General features: G+C 62.5%; 15 protein-coding genes. All 15 read left to right on the forward strand.

The features are described from left to right. Positions 1 to 2: 2 nt before the first annotated feature. The 15 genes from murD to ACN0SO_RS10060 all read left to right on the forward strand — a co-directional run bounded on the left by murD (position 3) and on the right by ACN0SO_RS10060 (position 20,538). Complete coding sequence (gene murD, locus ACN0SO_RS09990; protein WP_417677120.1) at positions 3 to 1,403, forward strand: UDP-N-acetylmuramoyl-L-alanine--D-glutamate ligase; 1,401 nt, start codon at positions 3 to 5, stop codon at positions 1,401 to 1,403. Then, positions 1,403 to 2,560, forward strand: a complete 1,158-nt coding sequence (gene ftsW, locus ACN0SO_RS09995) for a putative lipid II flippase FtsW (protein ID WP_417677122.1) — start codon at positions 1,403 to 1,405, stop codon at positions 2,558 to 2,560. Before murD ends, ftsW begins: the two co-directional genes overlap by 1 nt. A 19-nt stretch (positions 2,561 to 2,579) precedes the next feature. After that, entirely contained in the window at positions 2,580 to 3,698 is a 1,119-nt protein-coding gene (gene murG, locus ACN0SO_RS10000; protein WP_417677124.1) for an undecaprenyldiphospho-muramoylpentapeptide beta-N-acetylglucosaminyltransferase, read from the forward strand. Further along, positions 3,695 to 5,110 (forward strand): UDP-N-acetylmuramate--L-alanine ligase, encoded by a 1,416-nt coding sequence (murC, locus tag ACN0SO_RS10005; RefSeq protein WP_417677126.1) that lies wholly within the window; start codon positions 3,695 to 3,697, stop codon positions 5,108 to 5,110. Before murG ends, murC begins: the two co-directional genes overlap by 4 nt. Next, complete coding sequence (gene murB / locus ACN0SO_RS10010; protein WP_417677128.1) at positions 5,107 to 6,078, forward strand: UDP-N-acetylmuramate dehydrogenase; 972 nt, start codon at positions 5,107 to 5,109, stop codon at positions 6,076 to 6,078. The genes murC and murB overlap by 4 nt, the downstream gene beginning before the upstream one ends. After that, positions 6,078 to 7,004: a D-alanine--D-alanine ligase gene (locus tag ACN0SO_RS10015; RefSeq protein ID WP_417677130.1), complete on the forward strand. Its 927-nt coding sequence runs from the start codon at positions 6,078 to 6,080 to the stop codon at positions 7,002 to 7,004. The genes murB and ACN0SO_RS10015 overlap by 1 nt, the downstream gene beginning before the upstream one ends. 32 nt (positions 7,005 to 7,036) lie before the next feature. After that, on the forward strand, positions 7,037 to 7,909 hold the full coding sequence (locus ACN0SO_RS10020; protein WP_417677132.1) for a cell division protein FtsQ/DivIB: 873 nt from the start codon (positions 7,037 to 7,039) through the stop codon (positions 7,907 to 7,909). Beyond that, entirely contained in the window at positions 7,906 to 9,228 is a 1,323-nt protein-coding gene (gene ftsA / locus ACN0SO_RS10025) for a cell division protein FtsA (RefSeq protein ID WP_417677134.1), read from the forward strand. Before ACN0SO_RS10020 ends, ftsA begins: the two co-directional genes overlap by 4 nt. A 100-nt stretch (positions 9,229 to 9,328) precedes the next feature. Further along, on the forward strand, positions 9,329 to 11,092 hold the full coding sequence (ftsZ, locus tag ACN0SO_RS10030) for a cell division protein FtsZ (RefSeq protein WP_417677136.1): 1,764 nt from the start codon (positions 9,329 to 9,331) through the stop codon (positions 11,090 to 11,092). A gap of 256 nt (positions 11,093 to 11,348) precedes the next feature. Then, positions 11,349 to 12,290 carry a UDP-3-O-acyl-N-acetylglucosamine deacetylase gene (gene lpxC / locus ACN0SO_RS10035; protein WP_417677138.1) on the forward strand — a complete coding sequence of 314 codons (942 nt, stop codon included), beginning with the start codon at positions 11,349 to 11,351 and terminating at the stop codon, positions 12,288 to 12,290. Between the two features lie 231 nt (positions 12,291 to 12,521). Further along, positions 12,522 to 13,373: an outer membrane protein assembly factor BamD gene (locus ACN0SO_RS10040; RefSeq protein ID WP_417677478.1), complete on the forward strand. Its 852-nt coding sequence runs from the start codon at positions 12,522 to 12,524 to the stop codon at positions 13,371 to 13,373. 131 nt (positions 13,374 to 13,504) lie between these two features. After that, positions 13,505 to 15,175, forward strand: coding sequence for a DNA repair protein RecN (gene recN / locus ACN0SO_RS10045; protein ID WP_417677140.1), 1,671 nt, complete (start codon positions 13,505 to 13,507; stop codon positions 15,173 to 15,175). Between the two features lie 52 nt (positions 15,176 to 15,227). After that, positions 15,228 to 17,387 carry an NAD-dependent DNA ligase LigA gene (gene ligA, locus ACN0SO_RS10050; RefSeq protein WP_417677142.1) on the forward strand — a complete coding sequence of 720 codons (2,160 nt, stop codon included), beginning with the start codon at positions 15,228 to 15,230 and terminating at the stop codon, positions 17,385 to 17,387. Between the two features lie 283 nt (positions 17,388 to 17,670). Then, positions 17,671 to 17,958 carry a GIY-YIG nuclease family protein gene (locus ACN0SO_RS10055; protein WP_417677144.1) on the forward strand — a complete coding sequence of 96 codons (288 nt, stop codon included), beginning with the start codon at positions 17,671 to 17,673 and terminating at the stop codon, positions 17,956 to 17,958. Between the two features lie 147 nt (positions 17,959 to 18,105). Further along, positions 18,106 to 20,538 (forward strand): ATP-dependent helicase, encoded by a 2,433-nt coding sequence (locus ACN0SO_RS10060; RefSeq protein WP_417677146.1) that lies wholly within the window; start codon positions 18,106 to 18,108, stop codon positions 20,536 to 20,538. Positions 20,539 to 20,587 lie beyond the last annotated feature (49 nt).

Here is a 20,587-nt window from a genome sequence, read left to right on the forward strand (position 1 = left end):
CCATGATCCCGGTTACCTCGTTCAAGGGCAGGCATGTGGCGCTGTTCGGTCTCGGTGGTTCCGGGATGGCGACGGCGCGTGCGCTGGTGGCCGGCGGTGCGCAGGTAACGGTCTGGGACGACGCGCCGGCGCGGGTCGAGGCCGCACGCTCGGAAGGGCTGCATGCACAGGATTTGCGCGAGGCCGACTGGGACGATTTCGCAACCCTCGTGCTGGCGCCCGGCGTGCCCCTGACCCATCCGCTGCCGCACTGGACGGTGGACCGGGCGCGCGATGCCGGTATCGAAGTCATCGGAGACGTGGAACTCTTCTGCCGCGAGCGGCGCAGGAAATGTCCTGATGCACCGCTGATCGCCATTACCGGGACGAACGGCAAGTCGACCACCACCGCGCTGATCGCCCATCTCCTGAAGGCGCTCGGCTATGACACGCAGATGGGCGGCAACATCGGCATTCCGGTGCTGGAGCTGGAGCCGCCGGCGCCCGGACGGCACTATGTGGTCGAATGTTCCTCCTATCAGATCGACCTGGCCCCCACCCTCGATCCGACGGTGGGCATTCACATGAATTTGTCGCCGGATCATCTGGACCGGCACGGCACCCTGGAACGTTATGCAGCGATCAAGGAGCGGCTCGTTCAGGGCAGTGAGACGGCCGTCGTCGGTGTCGACGACCGGCTGTCGGCGGCCATTGCCGACCGCCGGGAAATGAGCGGAAAGCCCCTGTGGCGGATTGCAGGCGAGCGGGAAGTGTCGGAAGGCGCATATGCCAGCCATGGCGAGCTGTTCGAAGCCCATGACGGCGCCCAGGTCCGGGTCGCACGCCTTGCCGGGATCGACAGCCTGCGCGGCGATCATAACGGCCAGAACGCGGCGGCGGCCTTCGCCGCGCTGCGGACGCTTGGGGTTTCGGCCGACAAAATCGCCGAAGCGCTGAAAAGCTTCCCCGGACTGCATCATCGCATGGAAGTGATTGCCCGCTCCGGACGGATCCTGTTCGTCAACGATTCCAAGGCGACCAATGCGGATGCAGCCGCCCGTGCGCTCGCCAGCTTCGAACGGATCTACTGGATTGCCGGCGGTCGCGCCAAGGCCGGCGGGATCGCCCCGCTGGAAGAATTCTTCCCGCGCATCGCCAAGGCCTATCTGATCGGCGAGGCTGCGGACGACTTCGCAAAGACCCTGGGCAATCGGGTTCCCTACGAGATCACGGGAACGCTGGACAAGGCGGTCGCGCAGGCCGCTTCGGATGCCGCGAAGGACGCGGCACCCGAAATGGCCGTGCTGCTGTCGCCAGCCTGTGCGTCGTTCGACCAGTATCCCAATTTCGAAATCAGGGGCGATGCCTTTGCCAAGGCGGTCCGCGCCCTGAAGATGGTCGTCACCAGCCAGGAGGTCGCCTGATGGTCAGCCGCGCCGATCGCAGCCGCTTCGCGGAGTGGTTCTGGACCGTGGACCACTACCTGCTTGCCGCCTTCTTCCTGCTCATGGTCGGCGGTGTGGTCCTGTCCTTTGCCGCAAGCCCGCCGGTTGCAGAGCGGATCGGCGTCGAGACCTTCTTCTTCGTCAAACGTCAGGCACTGTTCTTAGGCCCGGCCATTGCGATCATGCTGGCTGCGTCGCTGATGTCGCCGCGCATGGTCCGGCGGGCGGCGCTTCTGATCTTTATCGCCTCGGTGGTGATGCTGATCGCCACGCTGTTCATCGGCCTTGAGGTCAAGGGGTCGAGGCGCTGGATCTCGTTTCTCGGTTTTTCGATCCAGCCTTCGGAATTCTTGAAGCCGGCATTCGTCGTCCTTGTCGCCTTCCTGCTGTCTGAGAGCGGTCGCAGGCGCGAGGTTCCCGGTGTCCTGTTCGCCATCCTGCTTTACGTCATCTGCGCGGCGCTCCTGATCGCCCAGCCGGACTTCGGCCAGACCATGCTTCTGGGCGCGGTCTGGGCAGGACTGTTCTTCCTGAACGGCCTGCCGTGGTTCCTGATTGCCGGTCTCGGTGTGATCGGTGTTATGGGCCTTGCGGCGGCCTATGTGTTCCTGCCGCACGTGACCGCCCGTGTGGACCGGTTCATGGACCCCAGTTCTGGCGACACCTACCAGATCGACACGGCGATGGACTCCTTCCTGTCGGGCGGCTGGTTCGGACGGGGCCCGGGGGAGGGGACGGTAAAACGGATCCTGCCGGACAGCCACACGGACTTTGTCTTCGCTGTCGTGGCGGAGGAATTCGGCATTATCGTCTGCCTGTTGCTGGTTTCCGTCTTCGCCTTCATCGTCATTCGAGGGCTTAACCACGCGAGCAAGGACCAGGATGCCTTCAGCAGGTTGGCAACGGCCGGGCTTACGGTCCTGTTCGGACTGCAGGCATCCATCAATCTGGCCGTGAACCTCAATCTTATGCCGCCGAAGGGCATGACGTTGCCGTTCATTTCCTATGGCGGTTCGTCTCTGCTGTCGTCGGCCTTGATCGCCGGAGCGTTGCTGGCGCTGACCAGGCGCAGACCGCGGCCGACCCGCGGCGAGCCGGTGACCGTCAGCCGCCTTTCGCCTTCCAGCCTCATGTGAGGACCGAGCGTCAAGAGTCATGAGTAAAACCATTCTTCTTACGGCAGGCGGTACGGGCGGGCATTTGTTCCCGGCCCAGGCGCTGGCGAGCGAACTCGGCCGGCGCGGCTGGACGGTGGAACTCGCCACCGATGAGCGGGCCGACCGGTATGGCCAGGCCTTCCCGGCCCGCAAGGTACATATCATCGCGTCGGAAACCCTGCGCGGCAAGTCGCCGGTTGCCCTGGCGAAAACGGCCTTCAGCCTGCTGCGCGGCACCTTGCAGGCGCGCAGCGTCATCAAGGCGCTCAAGCCGGCGGCTGTGGTCGGCTTCGGGGGCTATCCGACGTTCCCGCCGATGTTTGCCGCGCGGCTGACCGGGACGCCGTCCATCCTGCACGAGGCCAATGGCGTCATGGGGCGGGCGAACCGGATGCTGGCCAGGGGCGCGACCGCGATCGCCACCAGCGTTCCACTAAGCGGATTGCCGGCCGATCTCGCCGCCAAGGTGGTGGAGACGGGCAATCCCGTTCGCGATGCGGTCATTGCAGCATCCGGAAAACCTTATCAGCCGCCGTCGCCGGACGGTCCCTTTCATCTGCTCGTTTTCGGTGGCTCGCAGGGCGCTCGGTTTTTCTCCGATCTGATGCCGGAAGCCTTGAAGCATGTGTCCGATGAACTGCGCGGGCGGCTCAGGCTGGTCCAGCAATGCCGGCCGGAGGATCTGGAGCGGGTCGAAACGGCTTATCAGGCGCTCGGGGTCGATGCGGACCTCCATGCGTTCTTCCAGGATATGCCGGAGCGGATCGCTGCCTCGCATCTGGTGGTCTGCCGCGCGGGCGCGTCATCTGTCAGCGAACTGACGGTTCTGGGGCGACCGTCCATCCTGGTGCCTTTGCCGCATGCGCTCGATCAGGACCAGAGTGCCAATGCCCGGGGGCTGGAAGCAGCCGGCGGCGCCTGGCCGATCGCTCAGGCCGATCTGACACCGGAACGCATGGCACAGGAGCTGGAGCGGCTGTTCCGCGCGCCGGAGATGCTGGCGCGTGCGGCTTCGGGCGCGCTCGGGCAAGGCAAGCCGGATGCGGTCGTACGGCTGGCTGATCTCGTGGAACGGATTGCCGCAAAGAAAAAACTCGAAACAGGAGACGGCGCATGAAGATGCCGCAGGATATCGGCCCGGTGCATTTCGTCGGCATCGGAGGCATTGGGATGAGCGGCATCGCCGAGGTGCTGAAGACCCTCGGCTACGAGGTCCAGGGTTCCGACATGGCCGACAATGCCAATGTGAAACGCCTGCGGGACCACGGCATCAAGGTGACCGTCGGCCATGCGGCGGAAAACCTGGGCGATGCGGAAGTGCTCGTGGTGTCCTCTGCGATCAGGAAGGACAATCCGGAACTGGTCGCCGCGCGGGAAAAACTGATCCCGGTCGTCCGGCGCGCGGAGATGCTGGCCGAACTGATGCGCTTCAAGCAGGCGATCGCCGTCGGCGGAACCCACGGCAAGACCACGACCACCTCGATGATTTCAGCGCTGCTGGATGCAGGCAATCTCGACCCGACGGTGATCAACGGCGGGATCATCAACGCCTATGGCACCAATGCGCGCATGGGGCAGGGCGACTGGATGGTTGTCGAGGCGGACGAGAGCGACGGCACCTTCGTCAAACTGCCCGCCGATATCGCCGTGGTGACGAATATCGATCCGGAACATCTCGATCATTATGGCGACTTTGCCGGCGTGCGTGCCGCCTTCCGCCAGTTCGTGGAAAACGTTCCCTTTTACGGTTTTGCGGTCATGTGCCTGGATCATCCGGAAGTGCAGACCCTGATCGGCCAGATCGAGGACCGGCGCATCGTCACCTATGGCACCAATCCGCAGGCAGACGTCCGGTTCACAGATGTCGAGATGAGTGGCGGCAAATCGACCTTCTCCGTGACGATCCGCGACCGGCGGAGCGACGGCGTGACGGAACTCGACGGCCTCGTGCTGCCCATGCCCGGCCTGCATAACGTTTCCAATGCGACGGCGGCGATCGCAGTGGCCTCGCAACTGGGGGTCAAGCCGGAAGACCTCCGCAAGGGTCTTGCAGCATTCGGCGGGGTCAAGCGCCGCTTCACCCATACCGGTTCGGTCAACGGCATCGAGATCTTCGACGACTACGGTCATCACCCGGTGGAAATCCGCGCCGTGCTTCATGCGGCCCGCGAATCCACCAAGGGCAGGGTCGTCGCCATCGTCCAGCCGCACCGCTACACCCGGCTGAAGAGCCTGTTCGACGAGTTTTCCAGCTGCTTCAACGATGCCGACAGCGTCATCGTGGCCCCGGTCTATCCGGCCGGAGAACAGCCGATCGAAGGGGCCAGCCATCTCGACCTTGTGTCGGGTCTGAAGACCCGCGGCCACAGGTCCGCACGGGCGATCGACAATCCGGACGAGCTGGCGAAGCTGGTCGCGGAAATCGCCGAGCCCGGCGACTATGTCGTGTTCCTGGGGGCGGGCAACATCACGCAATGGGCCTACGCGCTTCCCGATCAGCTGAAGCAGCAGCTTGGAGGTTCGGTGTGAGCTTTCCCGATCTCCTGGAAATCCATCCGGATCTGGCGGAAGGCATCCGCGGCAAGCTGACGGCGAATCAACCGCTTTCGGCGGTCACCTGGTTCCGGGTCGGAGGTCCGGCCCAGCTGATGTTCCAGCCGGCCGACGAGGACGACCTGGCCGTCTTTCTGAAGAAGCTTCCGGACGATGTTCCAGTGCTGCCGGTCGGCCTCGGTTCCAATCTGCTGATCCGGGATGGCGGGCTCAAGGGTGTGGTTATTCGTTTGAGCGCCAAGGGCTTCGGGACGATCGAGGAGATCGGCGGCAACCGGCTTCGCGCCGGCGCGGCCGTGCCCGACAAGCGTCTGGCGGAAGCCGCCGTAAAGGCCGGACTGGGCGGATTTGCGTTTTACACCGGGATCCCGGGTGGCCTTGGCGGCGCGCTGCGCATGAATGCCGGTGCGCACGGCACGGAAACCCGCGAACGCATGGTGGAACTTGTTGCCATCGACCGCCGGGGCGGGCGTCATGTCCTGACGAATGCGGATATGGGCTACGCCTATCGCCATTCGGCGGCGTCGAAAGATTTGATTTTTACCGAAGCGGTGTTCGAGGGCACGCCCGCCGACGAGGCGGACATCCGCAAGGAAATGGAAGACGTCGTCGCGCACCGCGAACGGGCGCAGCCGATCCGGGAAAAGACGGGCGGCTCCACCTTCAAGAACCCGGAAGGCTCTTCCGCCTGGAAGGTGATCGACGCGGCCGGCTGCCGAGGCCTGACCATCGGCGGTGCGCAGATGTCGGAACTGCACTGCAATTTCATGATCAACACCGGCAACGCCACGGGACACGACCTGGAACTTCTGGGCGAAACGGTACGGGCGCGGGTCCTGGAGCATTCCGGGGTCCGGCTGGAATGGGAAATCAAGCGACTTGGGGAATTCGGTCCCGAAGGTGCGATCGCGCCCTTCCTGGGCAAACTTGAGGAGGCCTGCTGATGGCGCAAAAACACGTGGCGGTTCTCATGGGCGGCTGGGTCAGCGAACGGCCGGTCAGCCTGTCTACTGGACGCGAATGCGTCAAGGCGCTGAACGAGGCGGGCTACAAGGTCACCGAGATCGATGTCGACCGCAATGTCGCCGCCGTCCTCAAAGAGGTTGCTCCCGATGTCGCCTTCAATGCGCTGCATGGCCCCTTCGGGGAAGATGGCTGCATTCAGGGTATTCTGGAAGTGATGGGTATTCCCTATACCCATTCGGGTGTGATGGCCTCCGCGCTTGCCATGAACAAGGTCAAGGCGAAGGCGGTGATGGCGGCGACCGGAATCCCGGTCACCGAACACCGGATCGTGAACAGGCACGAGATCGGTCGCGAACACCCGATGAAACCGCCTTACGTGATCAAGCCGATCAACGAGGGATCGAGTTTCGGAGTCCTGATCGTGAAGGAGGACCAGGACTATCCGCCGCAGGAACTGACCCGCGAGGACTGGCCCTATCCGGACGTTTTGATGTGCGAACGGTTCATCGCGGGCCGGGAACTGACCTGCGCCGTCATGGGGGACAGGGCGTTGGGGGTCATCGACATCGTTCCGGTCGGTCACGGTTTTTACGATTACGATGCAAAATATCTGGAAGGAGGCTCTAAACACATCCTTCCTGCAAAAATTTCACCGATTGTTTACCAAAAAATACAGACACTGACACTCGAGGCTCATCAGTCTCTCGGCTGTCGCGGGGTTTCCCGCGCGGATTTCCGCTTCGATGAACGGGAAGACGGTACCGGCGAACTGATTTGCCTTGAAGTGAACACGCAGCCAGGCATGACGCCGACCTCTCTTGTGCCCGATATGGCGGCCCACGAGGGGATGAGTTTCAAGGACCTGGTCAGCTGGATGGTAGAGGACGCAAGTTGCTGTCGTTAAGGCGAAAAAACAGGCGGGACGACCTGACCCCGATGGAAGCCGAGCTGGCTCCGCGGGGACGTGGCGTCGCACGCCTGCATCGCCAGCCCGTGTGGCGGGCCGCCGGACGACTTGCGGAATTGCCGCGCTGGACCGGGTCCGCGGCGGCGCTCGGTTTCTTAAGTCTTACCATCACCTACGGCATTATCCTCGGCGGCTACGGGCGCGAGGTATCCGATGCGCTTCTGTCGGCCGTCGGTTTCGAGATCGAGGCGGTCAAGCTGTCCGGTCAACGCGAAACCAACGAATTCCAGATCCTGGAAGCGCTGGAAATCCAGGAAGGCTCCTCTCTGGCCCTGTTCGATGCGGATGCCGCCAGGATACGCCTGACCGATATCGCCTGGGTGAAGAACGCTTCGGTGATGAAGCTCTATCCGGGAACGATCCAGGTCAACCTGGAGGAACGCGTTCCCTACGCGCTGTGGCAGCGCGGCGACGTGGTCTCGATCATCAACGAGGCCGGGGATGTGATCACCGATGATGTCGACGGCCGCTATGCCAATCTGCTCCTGGTCGTGAACCACGGTGCGCAGCACCGTGCGAAGGAAATCATAACCGCCCTGGAAAAGGTGCCGGGACTGCGTTCGCGGGTCCGGGCGGCCTTTCTGGTCGGCGAAAGACGTTGGGACCTGATGCTGGAAAACGGCATTTCCATCCGTTTGCCGGAAGAAAACATGGATGTGGCTCTCGCCGACGTGGTGGCCATGGACGAACAGAACGGTCTTTTGTCCCGAGACATTGTCGCGGTGGACGTGCGATTGGCGGACCGGGTCGTCGTCCGGCTTTCCGACGAGGCCATGGAACGGCGCAAGGAAGAAGGCAAGGGACGCGGTCAGGTGGCTTCCGCCCGGGGGCACAACACATGAAGAAGTCCCGGTCCAACCTCTATCTGCCGCGCATGCGGCCCCTGCCGGGGCGCCGCGCCGTCGTGATGTCCGTTCTCGACGTCGGCTCGACAAAGATCTGCTGCCTGATCGCAAAGCTGACGCCGCGCGACGAAGGCGCGGTCCTATCCGGCCGTTCACATGCGGTCGAGGTGCTCGGCTACGGCTACCAGCGTTCGCGCGGGATCAAGTCCGGTGTCGTCGTCGACATGGATGCCGCCGAACATGCCATCCGGCTGGCCGTGGATTCCGCCGAACGCATGGCCGGTGTCACCGTTGAATCTCTGATCGCCAACGTGAGCTGCGGCCGGCTGCAGAGCGAAATCTTCTCCGCCGGGGTGCCGCTTGCCGGTGAATCGGTGACGGAAGCCGATATCCAGCGGGTGCTGTCGGCCGGGTCGTCCCATTCGGTGACCGAGGGCCGGGCCGTGACCCACGCCCTGCCGATTTCCTATTCGCTCGACGGCAACCGGGGCATGCGCGATCCGCGCGGCATGATGGGCCACAAGCTCGGGGTCGACATGCAGGTGGTCACCGCCGAGGTGCCGCCCGTACGCAATCTGGAACTATGCATCAACCGCGGCCACCTGCATGTGGAGACGCTGGTCGCGACGCCGTTCGCCAGCGGCCTGTCGACGCTTGTCGACGATGAAACCGAACTCGGCGTCGCCTGTATCGATATGGGCGGCGGAACGACGACACTTTCGGTGTTCGTCGAGGGCCAGATGGTCCACCTGGATGCGATCGCCGTCGGCGGGCATCACGTGACCACGGATATCGCCAGGGCTTTCGCCACGCGCCTGCAGGATGCGGAGCGGCTGAAGACCCTGCACGGGTCTCCGATCGTCAGCAGCTCTGACGACCGGGACATGCTCACGGTCCCGCCGCTGGAAGGCGACGGCGATCTGCCAAATCAGATCCCCCGCTCGGCGCTGACCCGTGTCATCCGCCCGCGGGTGGAGGAAATCCTCGAACTCGTGCGGGATCGTCTGACGGCCTCCGGCTTTGCCGGACGTGTCGGCAAACAGATCGTGCTGACCGGCGGAGCCAGTCAGCTCACGGGTTTGAGTGAAGTTGCGCGCCGGGTCCTGGGGCGTAACGTTCGTCTGGGCCGGCCATTAGGCGTCGCCGGCCTTCCTGAAGCCGCGAAAGGACCGGCATTCGCTACGGCGGTCGGTCTTCTCATCTATCCCCAGGTCGCACAGATCGAGCAGTTCGAGCACAAGAACCGCCGCACTGGCTGGGGTGGACAATCTGGTTATCTGGCCCGCGTAGGCCAGTGGATCAGGGAAAGTTTCTGACGATATGAGCCAAGGACAGGAACCGCCGGTGACGGCTGACGAGATTAGGGAAGAAGAGGGAGCCCCCGTTTCGGGTGCCCCAGTGGGTCGCGAGGATACTATGACCATCAACCTGAAGATGCCCGACATTCAGGAGCTGAAGCCGAGAATTACGGTCTTCGGCGTAGGCGGCGCGGGCGGAAACGCCGTCAATAACATGATCACTGCCGGACTCCAGGGCTGCGACTTCGTCGTGGCCAATACGGATGCCCAGGCTCTTGCCATGAACCATTCCGAACGGCTCGTCCAGATGGGCGTTGCGGTGACGGAAGGTCTTGGCGCCGGTTCGCAGCCCGAAGTGGGTAGCGCGGCGGCCGAGGAAGTGATCGACGAGATCAACGACCACCTGAGCGGATCGCACATGGTGTTCATCACTGCCGGCATGGGCGGCGGAACCGGAACGGGGGCCGCACCGGTCATCGCCCGGGCCGCCCGAGAGCAGGGTATACTGACGGTAGGTGTGGTCACCAAACCGTTTCAGTTCGAAGGTGCCCGACGGATGCGCATTGCGGATTCCGGCATCGAGGAATTGCAGAAGAACGTCGATACGCTGATCGTCATTCCGAACCAGAATCTGTTCCGGATCGCGAATGCGCAGACGACCTTCGCCGACGCTTTCGCCATGGCCGACCAGGTTCTTTACTCCGGTGTTGCCTGCATCACCGACCTGATGGTCAAGGAAGGCCTGATCAACCTGGATTTCGCCGATGTCCGCTCCGTCATGCGCGGCATGGGCAAGGCGATGATGGGAACCGGCGAGGCCAGCGGCGAGAAACGCGCCCAGCAGGCGGCGGAGGCGGCAATCGCCAACCCGCTGCTCGACGAGTCCTCCATGAAGGGGGCCAAGGGGCTGCTGATTTCCATCACCGGCGGCAACGATCTGACGCTGTTCGAGGTGGACGAAGCGGCAACCCGTATCCGCGAGGAAGTGGATGCGGATGCCAATATCATCCTCGGGGCGACCTTCGACGAGAGCCTTGACGGCATCATCCGGGTTTCCGTTGTCGCAACCGGAATCGACCGGGAAGCGGGCGCGCAGGACCTGCCCTATCAGATGGCCGCACCGGTCATGGCGAGCAAGCCGAAGGTAGAGACCGCTCCTGCACCGGCAAGGACGGAGTCCTCTCTGGACGAAGCGGCCAAGAAGGCCGTTGCCAGCCTGGAGCGCGAACTTGCGCTGCCGGACACCGCCAGCGTGACGGCCGCGTCAGATCCTGACGTGGAGATCAAGCCGTTCCGTCCGGCTCCCGAGATGCTTCAGGACAAGACACCGGCTGTCGACCTGGATGCGGAAGCACCGGTTGCCGCAGCAGCGGATGAGCCGGTCAACAAGCCGTATATCCCGCCGGTTGCCGAACAGCACAGCCCGTCTCCGCGTATGCCGCGGGTCGAGGATTTCCCGCCGATCGCGCAGCGGGAAATCCAGGCCAGACAGGCCGCGGCCCCTGCGGCAGCAAGGCCTGCGGCAGCGGAACGCGCTGCACCTGCTCCCGCTCCTGCTCCGCGTGACATGCATCACGACGAGTATGACGAGGAACGCCGGCCCATGGGCCTGCTGCGCCGTCTGGCCAGCGGTCTGGGTCGCCGGGACGAGCACGAGGACGATGAGGGCTATCACGAGCATCATGCGGAACCGCAGGTTCAGCAGCCCGCTCCGGTCGCCGCCGCACGTCCGGCTGCTCCGAGAGCTCCCGCGCCGCGTCAGAGTTCGGAAGGTGCTTCCGGCCAACTCGACACGACCGGACGGGCAGCACCCAAGCCGATGTCTGCGGCGGATGACGAACAGCTGGAAATTCCGGCTTTCCTGCGCAGACAGTCGAACTGATTCGTAGCCTTATCTTCTTCCCCTGTGGACAGCCCGGAGCATCGCTCCGGGCTGTTTCCGTTACGTCAAAGTTTATTGATTAATTTCAAGGCGTTGCGATGCTGCGCTGCGTTACAAACCGTAATAAAGCTTTATTTCATGTCCCGGGGGGGACTCGAGTATGTTCCTGACCAAGACGCAATCGTTAACAGTTCGTAATGTGCATTTGCGCATTTAGAGCTGGTTTCCAGATGCGAAATCGAAAGGCCGGGGCAGAATGACCAACCACATTGATCGCCAGACGACTCTTGCAGATCAGGTAACGCTTACCGGCATTGGCGTTCATTCCGGAAAACCGGCAAGTATCACCCTCCTGCCAACGGATGCGGGCACAGGCATCGTGTTCCAACGCACGGACAAGGATGACGCGGCAGAAATGCCGGCGCTCTGGAACCGGGTGACCCAAACCGCCTTGCAAACCGTGCTCGGCGACCCGTCGGACAACGGCCTGTCGACCGTCGAACACCTTATGGCGGCCCTGTCCGGAATGGGGATCGACAATCTGATCGTTGAAATCGACGGTCCGGAAATGCCGATCATGGATGGTTCGAGCGCCGCGTTCGTCGACGCCATCGACCAGGTCGGCGTGAAATATCTGGATCGCGGCCGCCGCTACCTGAAAATCAAGAAGCCGGTTCGGGTCGATAACGGCGGTGCATGGTGCGAACTCAAGCCCTATGACGGCACGCGCTTCGAGATTACCATCGATTTCGACACACCGTTGATCGGCCGCCAGACATTCGTTTCCGACCTGACCCCGCAGGTGTTCCGCGAAGACCTGTCCCGTGCGCGCACCTTCGGTTACGTGAAGGACGTGGAGCAGCTCTGGAAGATGGGCTTTGCTCTCGGGTCGTCCCTTGAGAATTCGGTGGCCATTGCCGAAGACAAGGTGCTCAATCCGGAAGGGACCCGCTGGCCGGATGAATTTGCCCGTCACAAGGCCTTGGACGCGGTCGGCGATTTGTCGCTTGCCGGACTGCCGATCCTCGGCCTCTACCGCTCCTACAAGGGCGGGCACAAGATGAACAATGCGATTCTCGCCAAGCTGTTCGAGGACAAGAGTGCTTACGAGATCGTCGAGGCGCCTGCGTTCCGCGAAATCGGCCATGCGGAAAACGCCGGTCTCGCAGCCGCCGCGTTCGGTCCGGACGTCTCCTGAGCCGGGAAATCCTGGTCCGCAACGCCGGTAAGTCGGCTGAAATTTACTCTCCGCCACAAAAAAGCTTAAAAAAAGCGACACATGACGCTCTTGGGGCGTGACGGCGACCTTTTATTTCCGCTAAACATCCCCCGTCGAGCAATGTAGATGACCGTTTCGGATCTGCCCGGACCCTGGAATTCAGACAGGGCGGGTCCCCGGGGAAGGAGTGCAAGGGTGAAGCTTAAGGACATGCGTCCGGTTAAACGGTTCGGCAATCGAACCACCGCACTCCTGAATGTCGCCGTTCTCGGACTTTCCCTGACGCTTGGTGCCTGTACTTCGAAGGACGACGTCGACGACCTTGCCCTCAACGATACCCCGCCCGAGGTTCTCTACAACGAGGGCCTTGCCTTGCGCGCGCAGGGCAAGCTGCGCGATGCCGGCGACAAGTTCGAGGAACTCGACAAGCTTTATCCCTATTCCGAATACGCCAAGAAGTCGCTGGTCAACCTTGCCTATCTGAACTTCACCAGAGGGAAGTACACCGAGGCGATATCCGCGGCCAAGCGGTTCCTGACGCTTTATCCGGGCAGCAACGACGCCGCCTATGCGCTTTATATCATCGGCCAGTGCTATTTCCGCCAGATGCCGGATATCACCCGCGATCAGGAAATGACGGAAAAGGCGATGTCCGCGTTCCGGGAACTGATCCAGCGCTATCCCGATTCCGAATACACCGCCGATGCCGAAAAGAAACTTCTGGTCACGCAGGACCAGCTTGCCGGCAAGGAGATGCAGATTGGCCGTTTCTATCTGAAGAAACGCAACTACATCGCGGCCATCAACCGGTTCAAGACCGTGGTGATCAACTATCAGACCACGCGTCATGTCGAAGAAGCCCTGTTCCGCCTGACCGAATCCTACTACGCGCTTGGCGTTGTCAACGAGGCACAGACTGCGGCGGCCGTTCTGGGACACAACTTCCCGGACAGCCAGTGGTACAAGGACGCCTATTCGCTGCTGACCAAGGGCGGTTACGAACCGTCTGAAGATTCCGGCAGCTGGATCAGTAAGGCGTTCAAGGGCATCAACGTCTTTTAAGCGGCGGTAGTGCGTGTCGGGGGCGATGCGACCGGCACTCGTTTTGCCGCTTGTAACCGGTCTGATCGGCTCATACCATTCGCAGACATGATAGGTATAAGTTCTCTGTTTTGATTCGGAGCTTTCCGTCCATGCTGGTTACGCTGTCCATTCGCGACATCGTATTGATAGACCGTCTCGATCTCGACTTCGCCGCGGGCATGTCGGTGCTGACCGGTGAAACCGGGGCCGGCAAATCCATTCTGCTGGATGCCCTGTCGCTCGCCATTGGCGGGCGAGGGGATGCGGATCTGGTGCGCCATGGCGAGGCCCAGGGTCAGGTGACGGCCGTCTTCGATGTGCCCGGAGATCACGCGGTTCGTGCGCTTCTGCGGGAAAACGACGTGGAGGATGACGGCGATGTCATCCTGAGGCGGATACAGACCGCGGACGGCCGCACGCGTGCCTTCATCAACGATCAGCCCGTAAGCGTCGGGTTGATGCGCCAGGCCGGCACACTTCTCGTCGAGATTCACGGACAGCACGACGACCGGGCCCTGGTCGATCCGGACAGCCACCGGCTTCTGATCGATTCCTTCGGTGGCCTGAGCGATGACGTGGAGGCGATCGGCGAGGCTTACAAGGCGTTCAAAGCCGCCGAGAAAGCCGTCCGGGATCATGAAGCGCGGATAGAGACAGCGCGTCAGGAAGCCGATTACCTGAAGAGCGCGGTCAGTGAATTGACCGCCCTTGCCCCGCAGGCCGGCGAAGAGGAAGAGCTCGCCGCCCGGCGGACCACCATGATGCAGGTGGAGAAGATCGCCGGCGATCTGAACGAGGCGTTTGAGACGCTCAACGGCACAGCGTCGCCGATCCCGGAACTGGCCAGCCTGCTGCGGCGCATGGAGCGCAAGACGGAGCAGGCGCCGGCTCTTCTGACAGGACCGGTGACCGCGCTCGCCAACGCGCTCGACAATCTGGAAGAGGCCCGCAGCGGGCTGGAAACGGCCGTTCGCGAGACCGACTTCGATCCGCGCGAGTTGGAGAGTGTCGAGGAACGACTTTTCGCCCTGCGTGCGGCATCCCGCAAATTTGCGGTTCCCGTCGATGAACTGGCCGGTCTTTGCGCCCGTATGAGCGAGGATCTGGCCGATCTGGATGCGGGCGAGGACAAGCTGGCAACGCTGAAGCAAGCAGCGGTCAAGACCCGCGACGCCTACGACAAGAAGGCAAAGGCACTTTCAAAGGCCCGGGAAAAGTCGGCGCGGATGCTAGAAGAGGCCGTGGGCGGGGAACTGCCGGCGCTGAAACTGGAACGGGCCCGGTTCATCGTTGAAATGACGAGCGATCCGGAGAACCGGTCGCGGACCGGTTTCGACCAGCTGGAGTTTTACGTTCAGACCAACCCGGGCACGAAACCCGGTCCGATGATGAAGGTGGCCTCCGGGGGAGAGCTTTCCCGCTTTCTGCTGGCGCTGAAGGTTTCGCTTGCCGACAAGGGATCGGCACCGACCCTGGTGTTCGACGAAATCGACACGGGCGTCGGCGGTGCCGTGGCCGAGGCGATCGGTGTCCGCCTTGCCCGGCTTGCCGCCAATGTCCAGGTGCTGACGGTCACCCATGCGCCGCAGGTGGCCGCACGCGCCGCCGGTCATTTCCTGATCGCCAAGGAAGAAGCCCATCCGGAAAGGGTGGCGACCCGTGTGCGCCGGATCGACGAAGACCACCGGCGCGAGGAAATCGCCCGCATGCTGGCCGGCAGCGTGATTACCGAGGAAGCGCGCGCCGCGGCCGGCAAGCTGATCACGGAAGCGGCCGGCTGACCGCGTCCGGCGATATCTGCCGGCGATGTTTGTTTGGGTGAATGGGGCCACAATGACCGAAAAATCCGATTCCGCTGCCGCTATCGCCGTGGAGGCGCTGACGCTGGAACAGGCGGAGGCCGAACTGAAGCGCCTGGCGGCGGAAATCGCGGAGCATGACAAGCACTACTTCGATGAAGATGCGCCCACCGTCTCCGATGCCGAGTATGACGCGCTGCGTCAGCGCAACAATGCGATCGAGGCCCGGTTCCCGGAACTGATCCGGGGAGACAGCCCATCCCAGCGTGTCGGCGTGGAGCCGACCTCGGGGTTCGGCAAGATCACACACAGCATCCCGATGCTGTCGCTGGACAATGCCTTTGATGATGAGGATGTGCGCGACTTCGTCGGCCGTGTCCGGCGCTTTCTGAAATTCGATCCGTTGATGGGCGCGCTTGGCGTAACCGCCGAGCCCAAGATCGACGGGCTGTCGCTATCGCTGCGCTATGAACGCGGCAAGCTGGTGAGCGCGGCCACACGGGGTGACGGCACGGTCGGCGAAAACGTGACCGCCAATGCCCGCACCATCGCCGATATTCCGCAAGTGCTGAAAGGCAAGGCGCCGGAGGTGGCCGAGATCCGCGGCGAGGTCTATATGGCCCATGCGGATTTCCAGTCGCTCAACGAGCGCATGGCCGCCAATGGCGGCAAGGTTTTCGCGAACCCGCGGAACGCTGCGGCCGGATCCCTGCGCCAGCTCAATCCGGACATCACCGCTTCCCGGCCTCTGCGCTTTTTTGCCTATGCCTGGGGCGAGATGACCGCACTGCCGGCCGATACCCAGATGGGGATGGTCCAGGCCATCGGCGACTGGGGATTTTCCATCAATCCGAAGATGCAGCGCTGCGAGAGCGTCGAGGAGCTGATCGCCGTCTATCACGGGATCGAGGAAGAACGGGCGACGCTCGACTATGACATCGACGGCGTCGTCTACAAGGTCGACCGGCTGGATCTGCAGGAGCGGCTCGGCTACGTGTCCCGCTCGCCCCGCTGGGCGATCGCCCACAAGTTCCCGGCCGAACAGGCCTTCACCATCCTGAACGATATCGAAATCCAGGTCGGGCGGACCGGCGCGCTGACGCCGGTCGCCAAGCTGGAACCGGTGACCGTCGGCGGTGTGGTCGTTTCCAACGCGACGCTGCACAACGAGGACTACATCAAGGGTATCGGACAGGATGGCGAGCCGCTTCGCGGCGGCAAGGATCTGCGCATCGGCGACACGGTGAAGATCCAGCGGGCCGGCGACGTGATCCCGCAGGTGATCGATGTGGATCTCGACAAGCGTCCCGCCGACGCCGAGCCATATGAATATCCAACCGTCTGTCCCGCATGCGGCAGCCATGCGGTGCGCGAAATCCATCCGAAGACAGGCCGCCAGGATGCGGTGCGCCGCTGCACCGGCGGGCTGATCTGTCCGGCCCAGGCGACGGAAAAGCTCAAGCATTTCGTCTCGCGCAACGCGTTCGACATCGAGGGCTTCGGCGACAAGCAGGTCGATGCCTTCTACGCGGACGGGCTGGTAAAGGCGCCTGCCGACATTTTCACTCTGGAAGAGCGCGACCGGCAGGCGCTGACAAAGCTCAGGAACCGGGACGGCTGGGGCGCGGTGTCGGCGCGCAACCTGTTCGAGGCGATCAACGCAAGGCGCGAGATCGACCTGCACCGCTTCATCTTCGCCCTCGGCATCCGCCATGTGGGCGAAGGCAATGCCAAGCTTCTGGCGCGTTATTACGGCTCATGGGATGCGTTCTACGAGGCGATGCAAAAGGCGCATGATCATGACAGCGAGGCCTGGGCGGAGCTGAACGACATTGATGGCATAGGCACGATCGTGGCCGAGGCGGTGACCGAATTCTTCGCCGAGAGCCACAACCGGGATCAGCTTACCGCGCTCCTGGAACAGGTGACCCCGAAGGACGCGGAAAAGATCGATGCCGGCGACAGTCCGGTTGCCGGCAAGACCATCGTGTTTACCGGATCGCTCGAACGCATGACCCGCGACGAAGCCAAGGCCATGGCGGAACGCTTCGGCGCCAAGGTCTCCGGCTCGGTGTCGAAAAAGACCGACCTCGTCGTCGCCGGCCCGGGGGCGGGCTCGAAACTGACCAAGGCCCAGGAACTGGACGTCGAGGTGATTTCCGAGGACGACTGGTTCGATCTGGTTGGGGGGTGAGGCAACCTGCCTACCGTCACCCCGGACGGAGCGAAGCGGAGATCCGGGGCCTACTCGCAACTCCGCTTGCTGAAACAACGGATGTTTTGCGAGGCTGCCTGCCGTTCCGATCAACTCGTCGACTCTCTGCGAATGAGTAGGCCCCGGGTCTGCACTTCGTTTCGCCCGGGGTGACGGTAGGAGGGGTGCACGCGCTTCAATCCTCGCGATTTTCTGTCACTCCGGGCTCGGCATTGGCGTTTGTAACGCTTGCTTATTTGGTTTGCGCAATCGAGAATTGTGTATGCCCTACTACGTCTACATCTTGGCCAGCCGTAAACACGGGACGTTATATGTCGGTGTGACCAACGAGCTCGCGAGGAGGGTGTTGGAGCATCGGTCTGGAGATGCGAGTGGCTTTACGAAGGAACACCAGGTTTTTCGGCTGGTCTTTTTCGAAACTTTTGAGCGGGTGGACGAAGCGATTGCGATGGAAAAACGTTTGAAGCGTTGGCATCGCCCCTGGAAAATCCAGTTAATCGAAAAACAAAATCCAGAGTGGGCCGGCTTGCTCAACAGTCTGAATAGCTGAAACGGCGCTTCGCTTCGTCTAGGCCAATGTCTATTGATTTTAGACTTCCAACCTTTTCCCGCAAAATCTCTCACTTCAAGCCTCGCTCTTGGACCGTTCGTTGCTATATTGTTCTCTTGAGATCTCACAGATTCGCGAAAGTGTGTAATGTCAGACCCGAACGGGTATTCCGATGATTGGGAACGGATCGAGCCGAGCTTCGATCCGGCGCCGCCTGCGCGTGCCGAGAAAGGCTCCGGTGGCGGGATTGCCGCGCGGGCCATGGCGGCGCGGCGGGCGCCCGATTATCTCGACGGACTGAACCCGGAACAGCGGCTGGCGGTGGAGACCATCAACGGCCCGGTTCTGGTGCTCGCCGGGGCGGGAACCGGAAAGACTCGGGTTCTGACCACCCGGATCGCGCATATCCTTGCGACCGGGGCCGCACGACCGTCGGAAATTCTGGCAGTGACCTTCACCAACAAGGCCGCGCGCGAGATGAAGGAGCGCATCGCGTCCTTCATCGGCGGCAATGTGGAGGGGATGGCCTGGCTCGGCACGTTCCACTCGATCTGCGTCAAGATCCTCCGCCGGCATGCGGAACTGGTCGGGCTGAAATCGGGCTTTTCCATTCTGGATACGGACGACCAGCTCCGGCTGATCAAGCAGATCATTCAGGCCGAAGGCCTCGACGACAAGCGCTGGACCGCACGCGCCTTCGCTTCGATGCTCGACGGCTGGAAAAACCGGGCACTGACGCCCAAGGATGTGCCGGAAGGCGAGGCGCGGGCCTTCGCCAACGGGAACGGCCGCAAGCTTTACGAAGAATACCAGGACCGTCTGTCGGTGCTGAACGCCTGCGACTTCGGCGACCTGCTCCTGCATGTGATCACCCTGTTCAAGACCCAACCGGATATCCTCAAGGAGTATCAGCGCCGGTTCCGCTACATGTTGGTGGACGAGTATCAGGACACCAACATCGCCCAGTATCTGTGGCTGCGTCTGCTGGCCCAGGGCAATCCGAACGTCTGCTGTGTGGGCGACGACGACCAGTCGATCTACGGCTGGCGCGGGGCGGAAGTGGACAACATCCTGCGCTTCGAGCACGATTTCAAAGGCGCGATCGTGATCCGGCTGGAACGGAACTACCGCTCCACCAGCCATATCCTGGCGGCTGCCTCGCACCTGATCGCCCACAACGAAGGCCGGCTCGGCAAGACGCTGTTCACCGACTTCCACGAGCCGGACCACGATCTGGTGACGGTCGCATCCGTCTGGGATTCCGAAGAAGAGGCCCGGTCCATCGGTGACGAGATCGAGGCGTTGCAGGCCAAGGGGCATGCGCTCAACGATATCGCCATTCTGGTGCGGGCGTCGTTTCAGATGCGCGAGTTCGAAGACCGCTTCGTCACGCTGGGTCTGAACTACCGCGTCATCGGCGGTCCGCGCTTCTACGAGCGCATGGAAATCCGCGATGCCATGGCCTATTTCCGCTGCGTGGTGCAGCCGGCGGACGATCTGGCCTTCGAGCGCATCGTCAATACCCCGAAGCGCGGCCTCGGCGAAGCGACACTTAAGCTGGTGCATGAACTGGCGCGTGCCGGACGCATCCCGCTGATGCAGGCGGCCAGCCAGCTGTGCCAGACGGAGGAGCTTCGACCGAAGGCGCGCAATGCTCTCAGCAGCCTGCTTGGGGACATGGACCGGTGGCGGTCGCAGATCAACGCGGTTTCCCACACGGAAATGGCGGAAATCATCCTGGACGAAAGCGGTTATACGGCGATGTGGCGCGCGGATCGTTCCGCGGAAGCGCCCGGCCGGCTCGACAACCTCAAGGAACTCATCCGCTCCATGGAAGACTTCGAATCCATGCAAGGCTTCCTGGAGCACGTGTCGCTGGTGATGGACCGGGACAGCGCGGAGAGCAATGACGCCGTCTCCATCATGACGCTGCATTCGGCCAAGGGGCTGGAATTCGACACGGTGTTCCTGCCCGGCTGGGAGGAAGGCCTGTTTCCGCATCAGCGGTCTCTGGATGAGAGTGGCCGGGCGGGGCTGGAGGAAGAGCGGCGGCTCGCCTATGTCGGCATCACCCGGGCGAAGAAACGCGCCAAGATCTATTTCGCCTCCAACCGGCGCATTCACGGCCTGTGGCAATCGACGGTACCGTCGCGCTTTCTTGACGAATTGCCCGAGGAGCATGTTGAGATCGCGGAAGCCTCGTCCAGCTACGGCGGCTATGGCGGCGGCGGTTACGGCGCCTCGCGCTTCGACAATCGCGACCCGTTCCAGTCAGGCTCCTATTCGACGCCCGGCTGGAAGCGGGCGCAGCGGGCGTCCCAATCCGGCGGCGGTTTCGGCGAAAGCCGGAACGACTACCGCTCCGCCCGCACCAAGCGTCAGGGGCCGCTCACCATCGAGGGCGAACTGGTTGCCAAGTCGGTCAGTGACACGCCATCGGAGTTTTCCCTCGGCGAGCGCGTGTTCCACATCAAGTTTGGCTATGGTGCGATCAAGTCGATCGAGGGCAACAAACTGACCATCGATTTCGAAAAGGCGGGTGTGAAAAAAGTCATTGATAGTTTTGTCGAGCGCCATTGAATAATGGAAGTGTCTTTGTGGGAATTATGACTTGATAATTTCTTTATCG

The organism is Roseibium sp., assembly GCF_048260565.1.
GTDB lineage: Bacteria > Pseudomonadota > Alphaproteobacteria > Rhizobiales > Stappiaceae > Roseibium.